Origin of the sequence: Keratinibaculum paraultunense, assembly GCF_016767175.1 — a bacterium.
GTDB classification, from domain to species: Bacteria; Bacillota; Clostridia; order Tissierellales; family Tepidimicrobiaceae; genus Keratinibaculum; species Keratinibaculum paraultunense.
In genome coordinates this window covers 382,369-401,210 of record NZ_CP068564.1, presented here as the reverse complement: position 1 = coordinate 401,210, position 18,842 = coordinate 382,369, and the positions used below count along the sequence as shown (strand labels likewise).

General features: G+C 31.1%; 19 protein-coding genes and 2 riboswitches. All 19 genes read right to left on the bottom strand.

The genetic code is table 11. The annotated features are described in order from the left end of the window. Window positions 1-2: 2 nt before the first annotated feature. Complete coding sequence (gene rimI, locus JL105_RS01840) at window positions 3-452, bottom strand: ribosomal protein S18-alanine N-acetyltransferase (protein WP_132025294.1); 450 nt, start codon at window positions 450-452, stop codon at window positions 3-5. Window position 453: 1 nt separating this feature from the next. Further along, window positions 454-1,155, bottom strand: coding sequence for a tRNA (adenosine(37)-N6)-threonylcarbamoyltransferase complex dimerization subunit type 1 TsaB (gene tsaB / locus JL105_RS01835; RefSeq protein ID WP_132025296.1), 702 nt, complete (start codon window positions 1,153-1,155; stop codon window positions 454-456). Further along, window positions 1,152-1,613 carry a tRNA (adenosine(37)-N6)-threonylcarbamoyltransferase complex ATPase subunit type 1 TsaE gene (gene tsaE / locus JL105_RS01830; RefSeq protein WP_132025298.1) on the bottom strand — a complete coding sequence of 154 codons (462 nt, stop codon included), beginning with the start codon at window positions 1,611-1,613 and terminating at the stop codon, window positions 1,152-1,154. The genes tsaB and tsaE overlap by 4 nt, the downstream gene beginning before the upstream one ends. A gap of 120 nt (window positions 1,614-1,733) precedes the next feature. Beyond that, window positions 1,734-2,339: an ECF transporter S component gene (locus JL105_RS01825; RefSeq protein WP_132025300.1), complete on the bottom strand. Its 606-nt coding sequence runs from the start codon at window positions 2,337-2,339 to the stop codon at window positions 1,734-1,736. A gap of 101 nt (window positions 2,340-2,440) precedes the next feature. After that, window positions 2,441-2,560: riboswitch (FMN riboswitch) on the bottom strand. Window positions 2,561-2,831: 271 nt separating this feature from the next. Beyond that, complete coding sequence (locus JL105_RS01820) at window positions 2,832-3,584, bottom strand: ABC transporter ATP-binding protein (RefSeq protein WP_132025302.1); 753 nt, start codon at window positions 3,582-3,584, stop codon at window positions 2,832-2,834. After that, window positions 3,581-4,483 (bottom strand): ABC transporter permease, encoded by a 903-nt coding sequence (locus JL105_RS01815; RefSeq protein WP_202690563.1) that lies wholly within the window; start codon window positions 4,481-4,483, stop codon window positions 3,581-3,583. The genes JL105_RS01820 and JL105_RS01815 overlap by 4 nt, the downstream gene beginning before the upstream one ends. Window positions 4,484-4,540: 57 nt before the next feature. Further along, window positions 4,541-5,710, bottom strand: a complete 1,170-nt coding sequence (locus JL105_RS01810) for an ABC transporter substrate-binding protein (RefSeq protein ID WP_132025304.1) — start codon at window positions 5,708-5,710, stop codon at window positions 4,541-4,543. A gap of 300 nt (window positions 5,711-6,010) precedes the next feature. Continuing rightward, window positions 6,011-6,646 (bottom strand): hypothetical protein, encoded by a 636-nt coding sequence (locus JL105_RS01805; RefSeq protein ID WP_132025306.1) that lies wholly within the window; start codon window positions 6,644-6,646, stop codon window positions 6,011-6,013. 115 nt (window positions 6,647-6,761) lie between these two features. After that, a complete protein-coding gene (locus JL105_RS01800; protein WP_202690562.1) occupies window positions 6,762-7,076 on the bottom strand; it encodes a hypothetical protein in 315 nt (104 codons plus the stop codon). 202 nt (window positions 7,077-7,278) lie between these two features. Next, the gene (locus tag JL105_RS01795) at window positions 7,279-7,629 is read right to left on the bottom strand and encodes an SH3 domain-containing protein (protein WP_132025310.1); all 351 of its coding nucleotides are present in this window, start codon (window positions 7,627-7,629) and stop codon (window positions 7,279-7,281) included. A 42-nt stretch (window positions 7,630-7,671) separates the two neighbouring features. Further along, complete coding sequence (locus JL105_RS01790; protein ID WP_132025312.1) at window positions 7,672-7,905, bottom strand: hypothetical protein; 234 nt, start codon at window positions 7,903-7,905, stop codon at window positions 7,672-7,674. After that, on the bottom strand, window positions 7,905-8,123 hold the full coding sequence (locus tag JL105_RS01785) for a GNAT family N-acetyltransferase (RefSeq protein WP_202690561.1): 219 nt from the start codon (window positions 8,121-8,123) through the stop codon (window positions 7,905-7,907). The genes JL105_RS01790 and JL105_RS01785 overlap by 1 nt, the downstream gene beginning before the upstream one ends. A 96-nt stretch (window positions 8,124-8,219) precedes the next feature. Continuing rightward, window positions 8,220-8,756: a GNAT family N-acetyltransferase gene (locus JL105_RS01780; RefSeq protein ID WP_132025316.1), complete on the bottom strand. Its 537-nt coding sequence runs from the start codon at window positions 8,754-8,756 to the stop codon at window positions 8,220-8,222. A gap of 30 nt (window positions 8,757-8,786) precedes the next feature. Then, window positions 8,787-8,906, bottom strand: a riboswitch (FMN riboswitch). A 75-nt stretch (window positions 8,907-8,981) separates the two neighbouring features. Beyond that, window positions 8,982-10,103: an ATP-NAD kinase family protein gene (locus JL105_RS01775; protein WP_132025318.1), complete on the bottom strand. Its 1,122-nt coding sequence runs from the start codon at window positions 10,101-10,103 to the stop codon at window positions 8,982-8,984. A 17-nt stretch (window positions 10,104-10,120) separates the two neighbouring features. Further along, complete coding sequence (locus tag JL105_RS01770; protein WP_132025320.1) at window positions 10,121-11,287, bottom strand: amidohydrolase; 1,167 nt, start codon at window positions 11,285-11,287, stop codon at window positions 10,121-10,123. Window positions 11,288-11,318: 31 nt separating this feature from the next. Continuing rightward, on the bottom strand, window positions 11,319-12,689 hold the full coding sequence (locus JL105_RS01765) for a sensor histidine kinase (RefSeq protein ID WP_132025322.1): 1,371 nt from the start codon (window positions 12,687-12,689) through the stop codon (window positions 11,319-11,321). Window positions 12,690-12,707: 18 nt separating this feature from the next. Continuing rightward, window positions 12,708-14,807, bottom strand: coding sequence for a Tex family protein (locus tag JL105_RS01760; protein WP_202690560.1), 2,100 nt, complete (start codon window positions 14,805-14,807; stop codon window positions 12,708-12,710). Window positions 14,808-14,898: 91 nt separating this feature from the next. Beyond that, window positions 14,899-16,003 (bottom strand): peptide chain release factor 2 gene (gene prfB / locus JL105_RS01755; protein ID WP_202690559.1). Its coding sequence is split into 2 segments (ribosomal slippage): window positions 14,899-15,927 and window positions 15,929-16,003, totalling 1,104 coding nucleotides; the frame shifts between segments, so codons are not numbered across the junction. 29 nt (window positions 16,004-16,032) lie between these two features. Beyond that, a complete protein-coding gene (gene secA, locus JL105_RS01750) occupies window positions 16,033-18,756 on the bottom strand; it encodes a preprotein translocase subunit SecA (RefSeq protein WP_132025326.1) in 2,724 nt (907 codons plus the stop codon). Between the last annotated feature and the right edge of the window lie 86 nt (window positions 18,757-18,842).

Sequence of the window (18,842 nt, the reverse complement as noted above, 5' to 3'; positions counted from 1 at the left end):
CTCTAAACTTCAATAGTTTTCCACATTATTATTGCATCTTCATTATTATTCGTATAATATCCTGGTCTAATGCCGCACTCTTTAAATCCATGCTTTTTATATAGCTCTTTAGCCACTTCGTTAGATTTTCTTACTTCCAATGTAATAACCTTTATATCTCTATCTATACATAACTGAATTAAGCCTTCTAATAGCTTATCACCTAAACCTAATCCTCTATATTCCTTATCTACTGCAATATTGGTAATATGACCTTCATCTAGTATAAGCCATATTCCTCCATATCCAACGACTCTGCCATCCACTTCTACTACTATATATTTTGCCAATATATTTTTGGTCAACTCTAATAAAAATGCCTCCCTTGACCAAGGAGGAGAGAAACTTTCCCTCTCTATTTCTAAAACCCTATCTATATCTGATTCAATCATTTCTCTAACAAATACATTCATTCTACCTATCCCTCTTTCTTAATTCTCTTTGAGCTTGAGATTCCCTAAGATAGTTTGGAACTAAATCATAATAATTATCCCTTTTACCCTCCTTATATTTTAAAAAAGCTAATTCCCCAATACTAGACGCTCTACAGCTATTTAAATTTACAGGCGCTATATTTACCTTATCCTTAAGTACATTTAATATAATATCCTTATAAACTAAAGTTCCATTTCCATTTATCATTATATAATCGTATTCATCTCTCAATATTGTCAACAATTCCTCTACTTCCATTATAGTAGGATCCACTATTTTTTTAAGTTTACCATCTATCCTTTTATATACGCCTGAATACACCCTATTTCTACGAGCATCTATCATAGGTACTATAAAGCCATTATCACATGGAAAATTAAAAGCTAAACCTTCTAAGGTAGAAACGCCTACTACAGGCTTATCAAATACATGAGCAAAAGCCTTAACAGTTGCTATTCCAATTCTTAATCCAGTAAATGAACCGGGACCTGTTGCTACTCCAAATATATCTACATCTTCTATTTTAAATTTTAAATTATCCAACATGTTTTTTATCATAGGAACTAAATTTTCCGAATGAGACATATCTTGATTTAACGAAAATTCTCCTAATAATCTATCCTCATCTAATAAGGCACAAGTAGCCATCATAGTAGATGTATCCACAGCTAATGTTTTCAATCTATATTCAACTCCTTAATAAATTGTTCAAATCTTTCTCCTTCTCCATATATATATATTATCCTTTCATCTAATTCTGCACCTTTTTCTATTCTTATATTTATCCTTTCTTTTGGTAATACTTCCTCTATTTTATCTCCCCACTCTATTATGGAAATACCATCAGAATAAATATATTCTTCAAATCCTAAATCATATAAATCCATAGAACCTTCCAATCTATATACATCAAAATGATATAGATTTATCCTTCCTTTGTATTCATTTATCAAAGTAAAAGTAGGGCTGGTTATATAGTCCTCTACTCCTAAACCCTTACCAATTGATTTGGTTAAAGTAGTCTTTCCTGCACCTAAATCTCCAGTTAAGGATATAATATCTCCAGGTTTTAATATACTGCCTAATTTCTCTCCAAATTCTTCTGTTTCTTTTAATCCTTTTAATACTATTCTTACCATAAAATCAACCTTCCTATTCCTTAAACTACCTTTTATTATAGCATTTAGTCATCTAATGCACAATTAAAAATACGGGTCTAAGACCCGCATTTTATAAAACATAATTTATATAATATGTTTTTAACTTTTTAATATTGGTGACACCCTTTTATATAATAATATGGTAATCAAACTAACTACAACTCCTTTTAATAAATTAAAAGGTATTACAGCAAATATGATAAGGCTTTTTAAATCCACTACATATTTATTTACCGCTCCACTTATAGTGATAATCTTGTCTAAAGGCATACCATAGGCCTTTGCATAAAAAGGTATCATAATATAGTAATTAGCTATGGAAATAACTACAGTCATAGCTATAGTTCCTACTACTAGACCAATTACTGCATTTTTAAAGGTCTTTTCCTTATAATAAATCAAACCTGCCACATAGGCAAATACACTACCTACTATAAAATTAGCAATCTCCCCTACAACTGCAGTATTGGTACCAGCTAATAGTATCTTCAACAGATTCTTAACCAATTGAACTATAACCCCTGCCATAGGTCCCAATGCAAAAGAACCAATTAATGCTGGTACATCGGATACGTCAAATTTTAAAAAAGGTGGTGTAAACCAAAGGGGGAAATCCAATAGCATAAGTATAAAAGCTATCACCCCAAGTACTGAAATCTTTACCATGGTTCTAGTGTTGAAATCTTCCTTCCTCAACGTATACATAAAAATCCCTCCAAGTAATTATTTCTTCAGGGATATTTTAAAAAATGAACAAGCCCCGAGGAAAATCTTCGGGGCGTGACAAACACATTTAATAGTTCAAGTATAATCTTCTCCCATCCAGACTTTCACTGTCGGCCTTGGAATTTCACCAAGTCAACTGGATTTACCAGCTCGCGGGCTATACCGCCGGTGAGGAATTGCACCTCGCCCTGAAGATGTTTATTTAGTTATATCAATTATAATATTTATCATTAATATTGTCAACTTGACAAATAAAAATCCAGCTTTAAAGCCTTCACTTTCAATTTTCCATCTACTTCTTCCAGCAAATAATATCTTTTCTCCATTATTTTATTGATATATTGATAATGTAGTAATATCAATATGTTTGCTACCTTTATTATACCATTTATTACTAAACTTTTGGGAAAATTAGCCCGAAAAATATTTACTCTTTAAGACTGAGATGTTTGTTTTTGTATTATTGTTATATTAATTACTTTCTAACATTTTTAAAATTCGACTAGTTATAGTAGCGTATTCAATATCTCCTCTATCTCTTGGCCTTTCCATATCAATATTTACTATTTCCTTTATTTCACCTGGATTACTAGACATAATAACTATTTTATCTGACAAATATACAGCTTCATCAACACTATGTGTCACAAAAAGAACAGTCTTCTTGTTTTGTTCCCATATTCTCAATAATTCCTTTTGTAAAATTATACGAGTATGAGCATCAAGAGCCCCAAATGGCTCGTCCATCAATAAAACTTGTGGATCATTTGCTAATGCTCTAGCTATGGCAACCCTCTGTTGCATTCCCCCTGAAAGCTCATATGGATATGCATTTGCAAACTTCTGCATATTAATAAGTTCCAAGTATTTAGAAGCTACTTCTAATCTGGTCCTTTTATCTTCCCTTTTAAATTCTAAACCTAAAGATATATTATCGATTACTGTACGCCATGGAAGAAGAGAATAGTTTTGAAATACCATCCCAATCTCACTTGTAGGTTCTAATAATTCTTTACCTTTATAATTTATCTTCCCCTCTGTTGCATCTTCAAGTCCTGCTATTATACGAAGTAAAGTAGATTTTCCACATCCTGATGGTCCAACAATACAAATAAAATCATTTTCTTCTACATCTAAATTTATATTTTTCAATGCATCCACAGTAATATTTTCTTTGGAATTAAATCTCTTACTAAGATTCTGTATCTTTATTATACTATTCATCTCCTACTCACCCATACAAAATGTTTTCTTTCCACTAAAATAAATATATAATCTAACAAAGCTCCCACTAATCCAATACATATAATCCCTGTTATAACTAAATCTGTCCTAGCTAATTCATAAGCATGGGTTATCATATATCCAACTCCTGACAAACTTCCTGGTAACATCTCTGCAGCTACTAAGCAACCCCAAGCACTACCCAATCCACCTCTTAATCCGTTTACAATATTTGGGCCTGCCCCTGGTAAAAGTATCTTAAAAAAAATATCCTTATTGCTAGCTCCTAAAACTTTTGCAGATTCGATTAATGTATTAGGTACATTTTTTACACCAAAAGCAGCACCTGATACTACAGGGAAAAATGTGCCTATTCCTATAATGAATATCATAGCAAATTTAAAATTATCAAAAAATACTTGTTTGGGACCATATGGGATTTTAAAAAGTGTAGCAAGGCTTGCAACTCCAAACCAAGCCAATATCAATGGAACCCAACCTAATGCAGGTACTGGTCTGAATATATTTATAAAAGTGCTAAAAAGCAAGCTTATATTTTCTTTATATCCCATTAATATTCCTAATGGTAAAGCAATAATAACACCAATAACATATCCTAATAAAACCCTTACAAGGCTTACCAATATGTTTTTAGGAATTGAGCCTAATCCTATAAAATCATTAGTAGCATGTCTAAAATTGTCTAAAACTTGACTAATATGAGGCAATATAATAGGATTATCTATTTTTTTTGCAGCAATAGTCCATATACATAAAAATAATATAGGCACTATTATACTAATAAATACTCTCTTTAATTTTTCATTCATAGAATTAACTATTTGTCTATTCTCTCTCTTTTTTTGTATATTCTTAACGTTTTCTATACCTTCATTCATAAACTTCACTCCCTATAAAAAATTTCCCACTCAGTGGAAAATTTTTTATTTACTATTTTACTTCTTTATTTCTTCAACATATGAAAAATCAAATGCTTGTTTAACTACTTCATCAAAAGGTTTACCCTTTAACCTACCATTAAACTTATTAGTTTTATTTAATACATCTACATAAATCTTAATCCCCTCTAACCATTCATCAGTAGGTTCAGTAGTATAGTTTATAGTAGTATTGCTAACAATTTCTTTTTCTACGCCAATATATTCTGATATTATTTCTGATGCATCGTCTTTATTTTCCATACAATATTTACAAGATTCATCTATTAAACGAACCAATGCTTTAAATACCTCTGGATATTTATTTAATACCTCTTCTCTAGCTGAAAATACACAACAAGGGAAATTGTCCCACTTTCCTTTAGGAGGAAAATCTTCTAATCTAAGTACTAATTTTCCTAACCCTTTATATTCTGCAGTCTCTGGAAATACAGATGGCCCTACCCAAGCATCTACTTGTTTACTTGCCAATGATGGAATTAAATTATTAGTTCCTTTTAAATCTACCAAAAGAACATCTGCTTCAAAATCATTAGGATCTTCAGTTACCTTTAATCCCTCTTCTTTAAGAACTGATTCTAAAACTAATCTAGGTGCACTCACTGGTGAATGATATCCAAACTTTACAGGAACTTCTGAATTTAATATGTATTCTTTTATGTCTTCCCAACTATTTAAATCTTTGTCTGGTGGAAAAACTAATCCCATCCCACGTGTGTGAACAGGACATAAAATCTTTATATCAGTCCCACTATCTATTGCAGTGAGCATCCCAGTATTTGAACATATAGCAGAATCTAAATGGCCTTGCCCCATAAGGGTAGCTACTTCTGAAGCTCCTTTATTTGGCATATAACTTAAAACAGCTAATTTTTTCCCATCCTCTATAAGTTCAAATTTGTCTTCAGATAATGGGTTTAAATATATACCTTTGTCTTTAAATTCATCTACTCTATTTCTTGGTGCTTCAAGAATTACCACATGTAAAGCAGTACCCCAAGATATACTTATTTCTGGAATTTCTCCGTTTTCTACATTTTCTGCATTTTCCTCTTTTATTCCATCTTTAGAAGTTTTCTTAGTATCATTGCTACATCCACATACTATTAACCCGACTAAAATAGTACATAAAAATAAGCAAATAAACTTTTTAATACCTCTGCTCATAAATATTCTCCTCCTTATATATTATAAAACTTATTTTATAACCATAATAAGTATAACTTCCATTATTTATAATGTAAAATAGAATTTAATAATAGGGTACTAACTTTTTATTAACTTATTCTATAAATGAATTTCTGTTTTTAATACTTCTTATGTAGACGGTTTTTTTCTAAATAAATAAACTCCGAAATATTTCGGAGTTTATTTAAACTTAATTATTAAATTCAATATAAATTCATTACCCAATTTGCTGGAAACTATTAACAATTTTATCAGATTGAACAATACGAAGGGTACCCTTCAAACCTTAGGGGCTATCCCTTTTATTTCAGAGGTTGGTGGCAAGCAAAACATCCCCTTGCCATGCACTTTCTTAAAATTTGCTATACAACTTATTACCGTTTTTTCAATAGTTCCTATAGCTTCTTCAAGCTCTAATATTTTCAAGGACTCTCCCTTAGTAGAGTCAACCATATTAAAATCTGTCTCCAAATCTCTAATTAATTCATCTAGGAGCATTTCATCAATCTCATCAATGTCAATTGGTTGTTTCTCCAAGGAGATTAATTCCAAGGAGTAGTAATCAATTAATTTCCAATTCAATCTCCAAAAATCTATATAATACATTCTTTTGGCTTCAATTTTTATATCTTTAGGTAACCATTTGATTTTTTTATAGTATATTCCCTCCAACCAAATATAATCAGATATTAGATGAAAATAGTATCCCAGATGAAACGGCGTCTTATTTTTAGTCAAATATTTAGTATAAAAAGCTTCATAGTCCACATATCCTATACCAGAATTGTCTTTCATCGTAAAATGTGATATTTCCTTTAATCTACTTTTACTTTTATGTACATCTGGAGCAAGCCCACCTAATAAAAACTGATTATCATTTATTTCAAGTTTTGTTTCAGTATTGTAGATATGCAATAATGCATCAATCTAGATCCCATGATTTGGTTCCTTTCTAAAAATTATTGATAACATTTTTTATAATTACTTATCCTATTATATTTATACTTATTCTTTCAAAATTAGAATTTAATTAAATTTCTTTCTTCACTAACTCACATGGTAAATAATAATCTAAAATTATTTCTCCATTGTCCATCGGTATTGTAAATCGTGGACAGTTATATAGCTCCATACACCGCGAACCCTTTTCATCAAACTTATATCCTCGTTTTCCCATTTCTTTCTGTGTTAATTCATGAGAAACTAAATAGATATCCTTTTCTAATCCTTGAATCCATCCTATGGCTACTGTAGAAGTAGGAACATCCCTATGGATAAATCCTTCTGGTACGGGAGTGTTTGGTTTCATAATCATAACGCAAATATACATAAATTTCCCAATCACTCATCCACCCAACATAAGAACTATCAATATGATATTCCTTTAACCCTTCTAACTTAGTAAAGGTACCGTCTTCAAAACACTTGTCCCCAAACTCAGGAATTAGATTTTCTTTCATATCCATATTTGGATATACAACCTTTCCTATAATACGCATTTCAGGAAGTTGATTAATTTGAAAATTCAAATAAAATTCCAAATTTTATCATATAATTCTTAATTTATCCTTTGGCAACCATCCTTCATCTCTATCTATAATTTTGATACACCACAACCATCCATTAAGTTCTCTCATTCCTTTGATAATTTCACCCTTTTCAACATTTAATTCCTTTGCAGTATAATCTTCAAGTATTACTCCATACTCATTTTCAACAATAAGTAATTGTTCTGGGACCCATCCTTCAGCTCCATTATCCAAAGTGTAGCAGTATCTCCAGTTATCCCAATTTTCTGTCCCACTATATTTATTTCCTAATTTTAGTTTCGTACCTTTTCTGATTGTAATTGGATTTGGATAATTGCTCCTATGTACCTCAATTACCTCATAATTCATAAACCAAATCACCCTTTCCTATCTTTATATATCATATTAGATTTACGGCCTAATCTTTTTATCTAAATTCCCCACTTCCCTAACATAATGGTCCCAGAATTCCATATAATAAAATTCCTCTATCGAGTTATCAAAGGTACTCTTTGTATATTTTTCTTTAACCGCAAAGTCAACACTTTTATAACAATCAATAGCTCTTTTATTAAAACTTCTCACCTCAAGCCCTATTGTATTATTAGGAAACCTCTTTTGGCATTCCTCAATTAATAAGCTCATCACATCTCCCCATAACCCTTTCCACAAAAAGATGGTTTTAATCCAATTCCTATATATGCTATATCTCCTTTTAAACTTATACTACCATAGGCAACTAATTCATTGTTTGAAATTATTGCCATAAATTCTGATTCTCTTTTTTCTTCTATGGACAGATCCCACTGGTTTTCTACTACAGTATTCCAGTCTGAAAAATTATATATGAATATTCCCTTCATATCTCCAACTACAGATTTCTTTAGAATAATCCTCTGATAAAATTGTAAGAACATAGTTTTTCATTATCATCTATCTCCTAACATAATATAACCATATTATTCTTTAACGTTCTTAGTTAAATAGCAAAGCTGATATTCTTGCTTAAAACCTACCATCTTATATAAATTCAATGCCTCTTCATTTGTTGAATTAACACAAAGGGTAATATCATCTACGGAATCAAAAGTAAATAACCATTTTAACGCCATAATCAATAATTTGTTTCCTATACCCTTACCTCTTTGTGACTCATCTACAGCAAAAAATTCTATACTTCCCTCCCCAAATGCTGGATTAACTTCAACATAAATATATCCCATTAATTTATTATCTTTTTTATCTACAAATACCTTTCTATGATCATTCAATCTTTCTATAATTTTGTTTCCACTATAATATGTATTAGGAAAAACTTTATCATGAAGTAATTGCACATCCCTATAATAATCAGATGAAAGTTCAACTATAGGGATGTCCTGCAGCTTATCAGTATAAAAACGTTCAAATCTCAATATTATTTCTTCACTCTCTTTGATAAAATGAAGGTTGTCTGCTAATTTTAAACAATTTTTATTCTCTTTATTGATAAACATGGTTAGTAAATCTATCTCCCATAGTTCAAGTATAATCTTCTCCCATCCAGACTTTCACTGTCGGCCTTGGAATTGCACCAAGTCAACTGGATTTACCAGCTCGCGGGCTATACCGCCGGTGAGGAATTGCACCTCGCCCTGAAGATGTTTATTTAGTTATATCAATATAATATTTATCATTAATATTGTCAAATCAAACAAAATTACCTATCCCTTTTATTTGACCTAGAGTCCTTTCACCATATGAACCACTTCTTCTGTATAGGAAGTTCTAACCCTCATATATCCATTAAACATCTTATTTACCTCATCATCTCCAGTATCTACCAACAAAGGTCTTCTTCCTAAGGACATTAGTTTTTTCTTTGTGGCTATTATTATAACATTCTCTTTGCCTACTTTCTTAATTACCTGAGCACTTATCTGTTGATTTCCTCTACCAAATATATATCCTTGCCCTCCTATTACGGTAACTATTATCTTAGCTTTATTATCTTTTAAATACTGAAGTATCTCCTTTTCATTTACATCTGAAGCTACTAATTTCTTGTTCTTAACTAAATCTATGCCTAATAAAGTATTGGGAAGCCCAAGTTTTTCCATAATAGGCCTAGTAGTTGTACCTGAGCCAATTATATAAAGTACATCTTCCTCCATATCTTCTATAATCCTATCAGATATACCATCTAGTGCTGCTTCTTCTCCTTCTATACCACCAGATTTTTGGTTTTGTATTAGATCTGGTTCAAAAGGAACCTTCATATAGCCATATAGTTTTGCTGTTACTATACCTTCCCGGAAGGCTTCCTCATCAATATCCATTACTTCAACTTCTTTTACGTCCATTTCTTCACCTTTTAAGTATTTCAAGGCTATTTCGCCTGCAGCTCTTGGATGATTAGCATAGACTCCTGAATGAATTTTTACTCCTGCAGGTATTCCAATAACTGGAATCTTATTCCCAATAGCATTATATATATTTCTTGCAGTGCCATCTCCACCAGCAAATAAGAGTAAGTCTATTCCCTTGTGAATCATCTCTTTTGCTGCCATCTCCGTATCTTTTGGTCCTGTAGTATCTTTAATCTTTCCTATTACTATGGGCTTAAATCCAACTTCTTTGGATATCTCTTCTCCCATAGAGCCTGGAGATGTGATTATTTCAATCTGTTCTTTATAAGGAACAAGGACTTCTAATGCTTTTTTTGCTTTTATACCTGCTTCAGGATAGGCTCCTAATTCAATGGCTCTTTTTAGTACTTCAGCACCATCAGTACCTTTTAGACCAACTTTACCTCCCATACCAGCTATGGGGTTTACTATAAATCCTAATTTCAAAACATACACCCTTCCTACAAAACTTATTATTTATCCATCTTATAAACAATTTCTCCATCTATTATAGTAGTATAAGTCTTACAATCAATATCTTTAATAGGATTTCCATCAAATATTACTATATCTGCGTCTTTGCCTACTTCTATACTACCTACTCTATCATCAATTCCAACAATTTCTGCAGGATTTATAGTAATAGCCTTTAATGCTTCCATTTCATCTAATCCAGATTTAACTGCCAATCCTGCACATATAGGTAAATAATGGAGAGGTATTACTGGGGAATCGGTCATTATAGCTATTTTAACTCCTGCTTCATGAAGTATCCTAGGGGTATCAAAGGTTAAATTTCTTAATTCAACTTTTGATCTATTAGAAAGAGTTGGTCCAACTATAGCTCCTCTCCCTTCATCTTTTAGATAGTCTGCTATTAAGTGACCTTCTGTGCAATGATCTAATGTTATATCTAAATCAAATTCCTTTGCTATCCTAAGGGCAGTAAATATATCATCAGCTCTATGAGCATGAGCTTTTAAAGGTATCTCCTTATTTAACACCTTAAGTAGTGCTTCCATCTTCATATCAAACTCTGGCATCTTAGATGGATCATCTTTTGCTTTTTCTTTCTTTTCTTGATAAACTTTAGCTTTATATAGAGTTTCCCTCAATACTGCTGCTGTTGCCATTCTAGTTATAGGTGATTTCTTTTGGGATTCATAAACACGTTTTGGATTCTCTCCAAAAGCTATTTTCATAGCTACTGGTTCTTTAAGTATCATATCATCTACTCTTTTACCACAAGTTTTTATAGCAACAAACATACCTCCTATTACATTAGCAGAACCTGGTCCTGTAACAGCTGTGGTTACTCCTCCTGTATAAGCTTCTTTAAAAGCCTCATCCATTGGGTTTATAGCATCTATAGCCCTAAGGTGGGGAGTTACTGGATCTACCCACTCATTACCATCATCACCTTCAAATCCCATGCCTTCTTCCCACATACCAATATGACAATGTGCATCAATAAAACCAGGCAATACCATTTTACCATCTGCATCAATAACTTCTGCATCTAGTGGAGCCACTAAGTCTTCCCCCACTTCTGCTATTTTCCCATTATCAATTAGAACACTACCGTTTTCAATTACTTCTCCTGTCATAGTAAATATTCTTCCATTTTTAATAAAAATCATATCTACTCCCCCTTTAAATTATTTCGTTACTCTAATTAATATTATACTCTCTATCATTCAATTCAGCAACTTTATATATTTTTTTCCCTAATGGAAAATATATAGTAAATTTACATCCTTGTCCCAATTCACTATCTATAAAAACTTTAGCCTTATGATTATCAAATACTTTCTTAGCTATGCTAAGTCCTAAACCTGTTCCTTCATTCCCCTTAGTAGTAAAAAAAGGATTAAATATCATAGATTTAGTTTGTTCATCCATCCCTTTTCCCGTATCTGAAATTTCCAATACTGCTTGATTTCCTATATCGTAAGTTCTTATAACCATTTGTCCACCTTCATCCATAGCATCTATACCATTTAATATTATATTTATTATAGCTTGTCTTATCTCATATTCATTAACATACACAAAACCCTTTGATTGTAAATCTATTATTAATTCTAAATTTCCTTTTTTACCAATAGAAGATTTAAATTTATGCTCAGTCATGTCTATACAAGATTTTACTATATCATTAAATTTATATATATTCTTTAATGAATTATAACTACCCTTTATATGATGTTTAAACCTATCTACAATTATTTGTCCATCCATTACAGTCCTATAAATTATTCTTAAATAATCTTCTATCTCTTTAAGCTCTTTAATATTCATAGATAATTGAACATAACCCAATATAGTAACTAATAAATTATTTATATCATGAACAGTCCCTTCCATCATTTCACCTAATGTTTTTAAATGCTCTATTCTCATCATTTCTTTTTCATACATTCTTTTCATAATATCATATTTAGATACCATATTTATAGACTCATACATTAAGTTCTTTGGGGTATATACTTTATAGTCTTCTACTCCATCTACAAATAAATATTCATGATTGATAAATATGCTATATATGCATTCTTCTTGTAATTCTTCTATTATGTACCTAAGAATTGCACTGCTTTTTTTAGTTCTACATAGCTTTAATAGATTATTATATAAATTCCCAAAATCCTCTTTAAAAAAATCAACCCAAAATGAATCCACTGCTAAATAAATAGATTTTTTTTTAGATTCTTCTATATTTAATTTGTTTAACCCTTTTGTTAATATTTGCAAAAATTCTTTGACATTTATACGTTTTCTATCAAAAAAATCCTCTCTTGGTATAAAAATAATTTGTCCATTATTGCACAGATAAACAATATCTAGTTCCCAAAGTTTTGCTAAACAATCTACAGTATCATTTTCTTTATATTTAGAAGAAATATATAAAAGTCCTCCTCCTTGGCTAAAATATTCATGAACATATTTTTTATAAGGTTTTATACCATTCCCCCGGTAATTGGAACTAATAATTCCAATTAATGAACTATAGTTTTCATTTTTATTCTCCTTGTAGCACAATATAATTCCCCCTTATAGTTAAAGTTGCTTCATACTAAGTGAAATTCGCCCCCTACTCTTATCCACATTTAATATTTTTACCTTAACTATATCTCCTACTTTTACTATTTCTTTTGGATGTTTTATATATCTATTAGATAATTCCGATATATGAACTAGACCATCTTCCTCTATCCCTATATCCACAAAAACACCAAAATCTACTACATTCCTAACAGTCCCTGTAAGTACCATATTTTCTTTTAAATCTTCTATTTTTAGTACATCTGTTCTAAATATTGGTTTTGGCATCTTATCCCTTGGATCTCTACCTGGCTTTTTAAGCTCTTCTATTATATCTTTAAGGGTATGATATCCTACATTTAACTTTCTAGATAAGTATTTTATATCTTTCTCATAAAAATTCATATTTAATAGCTCCTCTGCAACAGAATAGGATTCAGGATGAACTGCCGTATTATCCAATATATTATCTCCTTCAGGAATTCTTAAAAAACCTGCACATTGAGTGAAAGTTTTATTCCCTATTCCCTTTACCTTCAGTAGTTCATTTCTACTAGAAAACTTTCCATTTTGTTCTCGATATTTAATTATATTAGAAGCAATTCTTGAAGATATTCCTGATACATATTTTAACAATGAAACACTAGCAGTATTTAAATCTACTCCTACAGTGTTAACACAATCCTCTACAACTGCTGTTAAAGCTTCATTTAACTTACTTTGATTTAAATCATGCTGATATTGTCCTACTCCTATATGTCTTGGTTCAATCTTTACTAATTCTGCTAATGGATCTTGAAGTCTTCTAGCTATAGATACGGCTCCTCTAAGAGACACATCTAAATCTGGAAATTCTTCTTGTCCTACTACTGAAGCCGAATATACAGAGGCCCCTGCTTCACTTACTATTACATAGGATATATCCTTATCTAAATCTTTTATTAAATCAGCTACTACTAATTCTGTTTCTCTAGATGCAGTACCATTTCCAATGGCTATTATATCTACATCATATTTATCAATTAATTTTTTCCATTCTTTCTTTGTCTCTTCTATCTTCTTTTGTGGTTCTGTAGGATATACAGTAGTAGTAGATAGTAGCTTCCCTGTATCATCTACTACTGCTACTTTACATCCAGTTCTAAATCCTGGATCTATTCCCATAACCACTTTCCCACTTATAGGTGGCTGCATCAATAATGGTTTTAAATTAAATGCAAACACATTTATCGCTTCTTCTTCTGCTCTCTCTGTTAAAATAGAGCGAATTTCTCTTTCTATTGAAGGAAATATAAGTCTTTTATAGCTATCTTCAATAGCTAATTTTAGATAATGAAAAGTATCTCCTTCTTTATTGGTTATAATCAGGGATTTAAGTTTTAAAAGTATTTCTTCTTCTGGTAACACTAAGTTAACTCTTAAAATTTTTTCCTTTTCACCCCTGTTTATAGCTAAAATTCTATGATTAACAATAGTTTTTACAGCTTCTTTATAGTCATAATACATCTCATATACAGATTCTTTATTCTTTTGAACTGCTTCTACTTGAATAATACCTCTTTCATATGCTATTTTTCTTATTAAATCTCTATACTCAGCATTATCAGAAATAATTTCTGCAATTATATCCATAGCGCCTTCTAAAGCTTCTTTTTCACTACTTACACCTTTTTCTTCATCTATATATTTTAATGCCTCTTTCTTTAAAAATCCTTTTTTTATATTTTGATCAAGTATAGTATTAGCTAAACCTTCTAATCCTTTTTCCCTGGCAATTGTAGCTCTTGTTCTTCTCTTAGGTTTATAAGGTCTATATAAATCTTCCACCCTTTGGAGAGTTTCAGCCCTTAATATATTCTCTTTTAAGTCTTCTGTAAGTTTACCTTGTTCATCTATTAGACGAATTACCTCTTCCTGCCTATTTTCTAAATTTCTCAAATAATTCAACCTATCATATAGCTTCCTTAAAGTAACATCATTTAAATTTCCTGTCTGCTCTTTACGATATCTAGCAATAAAAGGTATAGTATTTCCTTCATCAATCAGTTTTACAGTATTTTCTACTTGAAAAGATTTTAATTTAAATTCATTCATTAATATTTTTATTATATTCATAATATCTCCTTCCTACACTTAATGTACTACATTTGTATATTCTATAATGCAGCCAATATATCCTGCCAATTTTTAGAAAAAAGACCCTTTTTTAAAGGGTCTTTTGCTTTAAATATTCGTTTATAAATACATCTATATCTCCATCCATTACCCTATTTATGTCACCTACTTCTACATTAGTCCTATGGTCTTTTACCATACTATAAGGATGAAAAATATATGAACGTATTTGAGAACCCCAGGCTATTTGAGTATATTCACCTTGAAGATCCTCTATTTTTTCCTTTTTTTCTTCTTCCTTTAATTGAATAAGTTTTGCCTTTAGCATCCTCATAGCTGTCATTTTATTACTGTGTTGTGATCTTTCATTTTGACATTGAACCATAATACCTGTCGGTACATGAGTTATCCTTACAGCTGAATCTGTAGTATTTACATGCTGACCGCCTGCACCACTAGCTCTATAGGTATCAATCTTTAAATCCCCTTCATTTATTTCCACTTCTATTTCATCATCTAATTCTGGATATACATCTATGCTTGCAAAAGAGGTATGTCTTCTATTTGAAGCATCAAAAGGAGAAATACGTACTAATCTATGAACTCCCTTTTCTGATTTTAAATATCCATAAGCATTAAATCCTTTAATTAACATAGTTACAGATTTTATTCCACCCTCTGTATCTGGTATATAATCCAATATTTCTACCTTAAACCCTTTTCTATCAGCCCATCTTTTATACATTCTAAACAGCATTTCTGCCCAATCTTGAGCCTCCAAGCCCCCTGCTCCTGAATGAATAGATAATATAGCATTATTTTTATCATAAGGGCCATTAAGTAGAACAGATAATTTAAATGTTTCCACTTCTTCAGATATACTATCATAATGTGTTTCTATTTCCTTATATACTTGATAGTCTTCTTCTTCTATTGCCAATTCAATTAACACTTTTAAGTCTTCAACAGATTTTTTTAAGTTTTCATACTCCTCTACTTTTTTATTTAAACCTTTTAGTTCCTGCATTATCTTTTGAGCCTTATCTACATTTTGCCAAAAATCCTCTTTATAAGTTTCTAATTCTAATTTAACTATTTTCTCTTTTAATCCCTCTAAGTCAAAGGGAAACACCTAATTCGTCTAATATTTGTTCCATTTGTTCTACTTTTTCTTTATATAAATAAATTTCTTCCATAATTACTCCTTTCTATTATACGTAAATTATTATGCACCACAACACTTTTTGTATTTTTTGCCACTACCACAAGGGCAAGGATCATTTCTACCTATTTTTTTACCTTTAACTATAGGCTCATTAGATTTTTTATCCTCAGACATAGAAATGGCTACTCTCTTTCTTTCCATCTTATCTGGAGTTTCCACATGGAATAAATAGCGAATAGTATCTTCTTGTATACTGTGATTCATCTCTTCAAACATATCGAAACCCTCTATTTGATATGCTCTCACTGGATCTTCCTGACCATAAGCTCTTAAACCTATTCCCTGCCTTAACTGATCCATAGCATCAATATGATCCATCCATTTACTGTCTACAACCTGAAGAAGTATAATTCTCTCTATTTCTCTAAAGGTTTCTTCTCCTATTTCCTGTTCTTTATCTTCATATATTTTCTTTCCAATACTGTATATTTTATCCACTAATGTATCCCTATCTAAAGACTCTATGTTTTTAATTTTTAATGCTCCTTTAGGTAAAAACAAGTTAACTAAATAGTTTTCTAATCCAGCCATATCCCATTCTTCTGGATATTTGCTCTGCATAGTATACATATCTACAGCATTTTCTATTATATTCTTTAACATGCCCAATATGTGCTCTCTTAAATTTTCTCCTTCTAGTACTTTCTTCCTTTCTCCGTATATTATTTCTCTTTGCTTATTCATTACATCATCATATTGTAATACATGTTTCCTTATAGCAAAGTTATTACCTTCTACTTTCTTCTGGGCATTTTCTATGGATTTAGTGAGTAATTTATGCTCTAAAGGTTCATCTTCTGGCATATTTAGACTATCAACCATATCTTTAATTTTATCTCCTCCAAATAACCTCATCAAATCATCCTCTAACGATATATAAAATCTAGATGAACCTGGATCTCCTTGACGTCCTGAACGTCCTCTAAGCTGATTATCAATTCTTCTGGATTCGTGTCTTTCGGTTCCTATTATGTGAAGTCCTCCTACTTCTATTACCTTTTTAGCATTTTTGTCTGTTTCTTCTTTATGCTTTTCATATAATTTTTTATATTTCTCTCTAGCTTTTAGAACCTCTTCATCATCAGTTTCAATAAAACTATCTACAACTGAAATTATTTCCTCCGAGTAGCCCTTTTTCTTCAAATCCAGTTTCGCTAAATATTCAGGATTACCTCCAAGAACAATATCAGTCCCTCTACCTGCCATATTGGTAGCAATTGTTACTGCTCCAAATCTTCCTGCTTGTGCTACTATTTCTGCTTCCTTTTCATGATATTTAGCATTTAATACTTGATGTGGTATTCCTTCCTTTTTCAACATTTTACTCAACAATTCAGATTTTTCAATAGATATAGTTCCCACTAAAATAGGCTGCCCAGTACTATGCTTTTGTTTTATTTCCTCTACTATAGCCCTAAATTTGGCCTCTTCAGTTTTATATATCACATCTGGAAAATCTTCTCTTATTACTGGTCTATTTGTAGGAATTTCTACTACATCCATTCCATATATTTCAGTAAATTCAGCTTCTTCTGTCTTTGCTGTACCTGTCATACCAGCTAGTTTTTCATACATTCTAAAATAATTTTGAAATGTAATTGTAGCTAATGTTTTAGATTCGCTTTTTATATTTAATCCTTCTTTTGCCTCTATAGCTTGATGAAGCCCTTCACTATATCTTCTACCGTACATCAATCTTCCAGTGAATTCATCTACTATAATCACTTCACCATTTTGTACCACATAGTCTATATCCCTTTTCATAATATATCTAGCTTTTAATGCTTGATTTATATGATGAGCTATTTCCATATTGTTGGGATCAGCTAAATTTTCTAAGCCAAAATAGCTTTCTGCTTTCTTAATGCCCTTTTCTGTAAGATTACAAGACCTAGCTTTTTCATCTATTATAAAATCTACTACTTCTTCTTTTATTTCTCTATCAAATGGATCTTTCTTTTCCTCTTGAGGACCTATAACTCTTCCTTTTAGTGTTTTTACAAAAGAATCTGCCATCTTATATAGTTCAGTAGACTGCTCTCCTCTACCAGATATTATAAGAGGAGTTCGAGCTTCATCTATTAATATACTGTCCACTTCATCTACTATTGCATAATTTAATTTTCTTTGCACCATCTCTTCTTTGTATATAACCATATTATCCCTTAAATAATCAAATCCAAATTCATTATTAGTTCCATAAGTTATATCACAATTATAAGCCATTTTTCTTTCATTATTATTCATCCCATGAACTATACATCCTACAGTCAATCCTAGAAATTCATATACTTTCCCCATCCACTGTCTATCTCTTTTAGCTAAATAATCATTTACTGTTACTATATGGACACCTTCTCCGGTCAAACCATTTAAATATGCAGGCAAAGTAGCAACTAATGTCTTACCTTCTCCTGTCTTCATCTCAGCTATCCTGCCTTGATGAAGGATTATTCCCCCCATTAATTGTACTCTAAAATGTTTCATACCCAAGACTCTATCAGATGCCTCCCTAACAACTGCATACGCCTCTGGTAAAATATCGTCTAAATTTTCTCCTTTATTTAATCTTTCTTTAAACTCAATAGTTTTATATTGAAGTTCTTCATCAGATAAATTTTGCATTTCTTCATCTAATGCTTCTATTTTATTTACTAAAGGTTCAATACGCTTTAATTCTCTATCACTATATGAACCAAATACCTTTTCAAATAAGCTTTTCATCATTTAAACCACCTTTCAACATCACCAATATAATATTTATCATTATATTTTATCACTTATTTATTTTTCTTACAACGATATACCAT

Bases quoted from the DNA above. Each gene is read 5' to 3' on its own strand.
- JL105_RS01820 (WP_132025302.1), bottom strand. From the start codon at position 3,584: ATGAATAGTATAATAAAGATACAGAATCTTAGTAAGAGATTTAATTCC.
- JL105_RS01790 (WP_132025312.1), bottom strand. From the start codon at position 7,905: ATGAGCTTATTAATTGAGGAATGCCAAAAGAGGTTTCCTAATAATACA.
- JL105_RS01760 (WP_202690560.1), bottom strand. From the start codon at position 14,807: ATGAATATAATAAAAATATTAATGAATGAATTTAAATTAAAATCTTTT.
- tsaE (WP_132025298.1), bottom strand. From the start codon at position 1,613: ATGGTAAGAATAGTATTAAAAGGATTAAAAGAAACAGAAGAATTTGGA.
- JL105_RS01770 (WP_132025320.1), bottom strand. From the start codon at position 11,287: ATGATTTTTATTAAAAATGGAAGAATATTTACTATGACAGGAGAAGTA.
- JL105_RS01795 (WP_132025310.1), bottom strand. From the start codon at position 7,629: ATGAATTATGAGGTAATTGAGGTACATAGGAGCAATTATCCAAATCCA.
- JL105_RS01780 (WP_132025316.1), bottom strand. From the start codon at position 8,756: ATGTTTATCAATAAAGAGAATAAAAATTGTTTAAAATTAGCAGACAAC.
- JL105_RS01815 (WP_202690563.1), bottom strand. From the start codon at position 4,483: ATGAATGAAGGTATAGAAAACGTTAAGAATATACAAAAAAAGAGAGAG.
- secA (WP_132025326.1), bottom strand. From the start codon at position 18,756: ATGAAAAGCTTATTTGAAAAGGTATTTGGTTCATATAGTGATAGAGAA.
- rimI (WP_132025294.1), bottom strand. From the start codon at position 452: ATGAATGTATTTGTTAGAGAAATGATTGAATCAGATATAGATAGGGTT.
- JL105_RS01785 (WP_202690561.1), bottom strand. From the start codon at position 8,123: ATGAAGGGAATATTCATATATAATTTTTCAGACTGGAATACTGTAGTA.
- JL105_RS01825 (WP_132025300.1), bottom strand. From the start codon at position 2,339: ATGTATACGTTGAGGAAGGAAGATTTCAACACTAGAACCATGGTAAAG.
- JL105_RS01810 (WP_132025304.1), bottom strand. From the start codon at position 5,710: ATGAGCAGAGGTATTAAAAAGTTTATTTGCTTATTTTTATGTACTATT.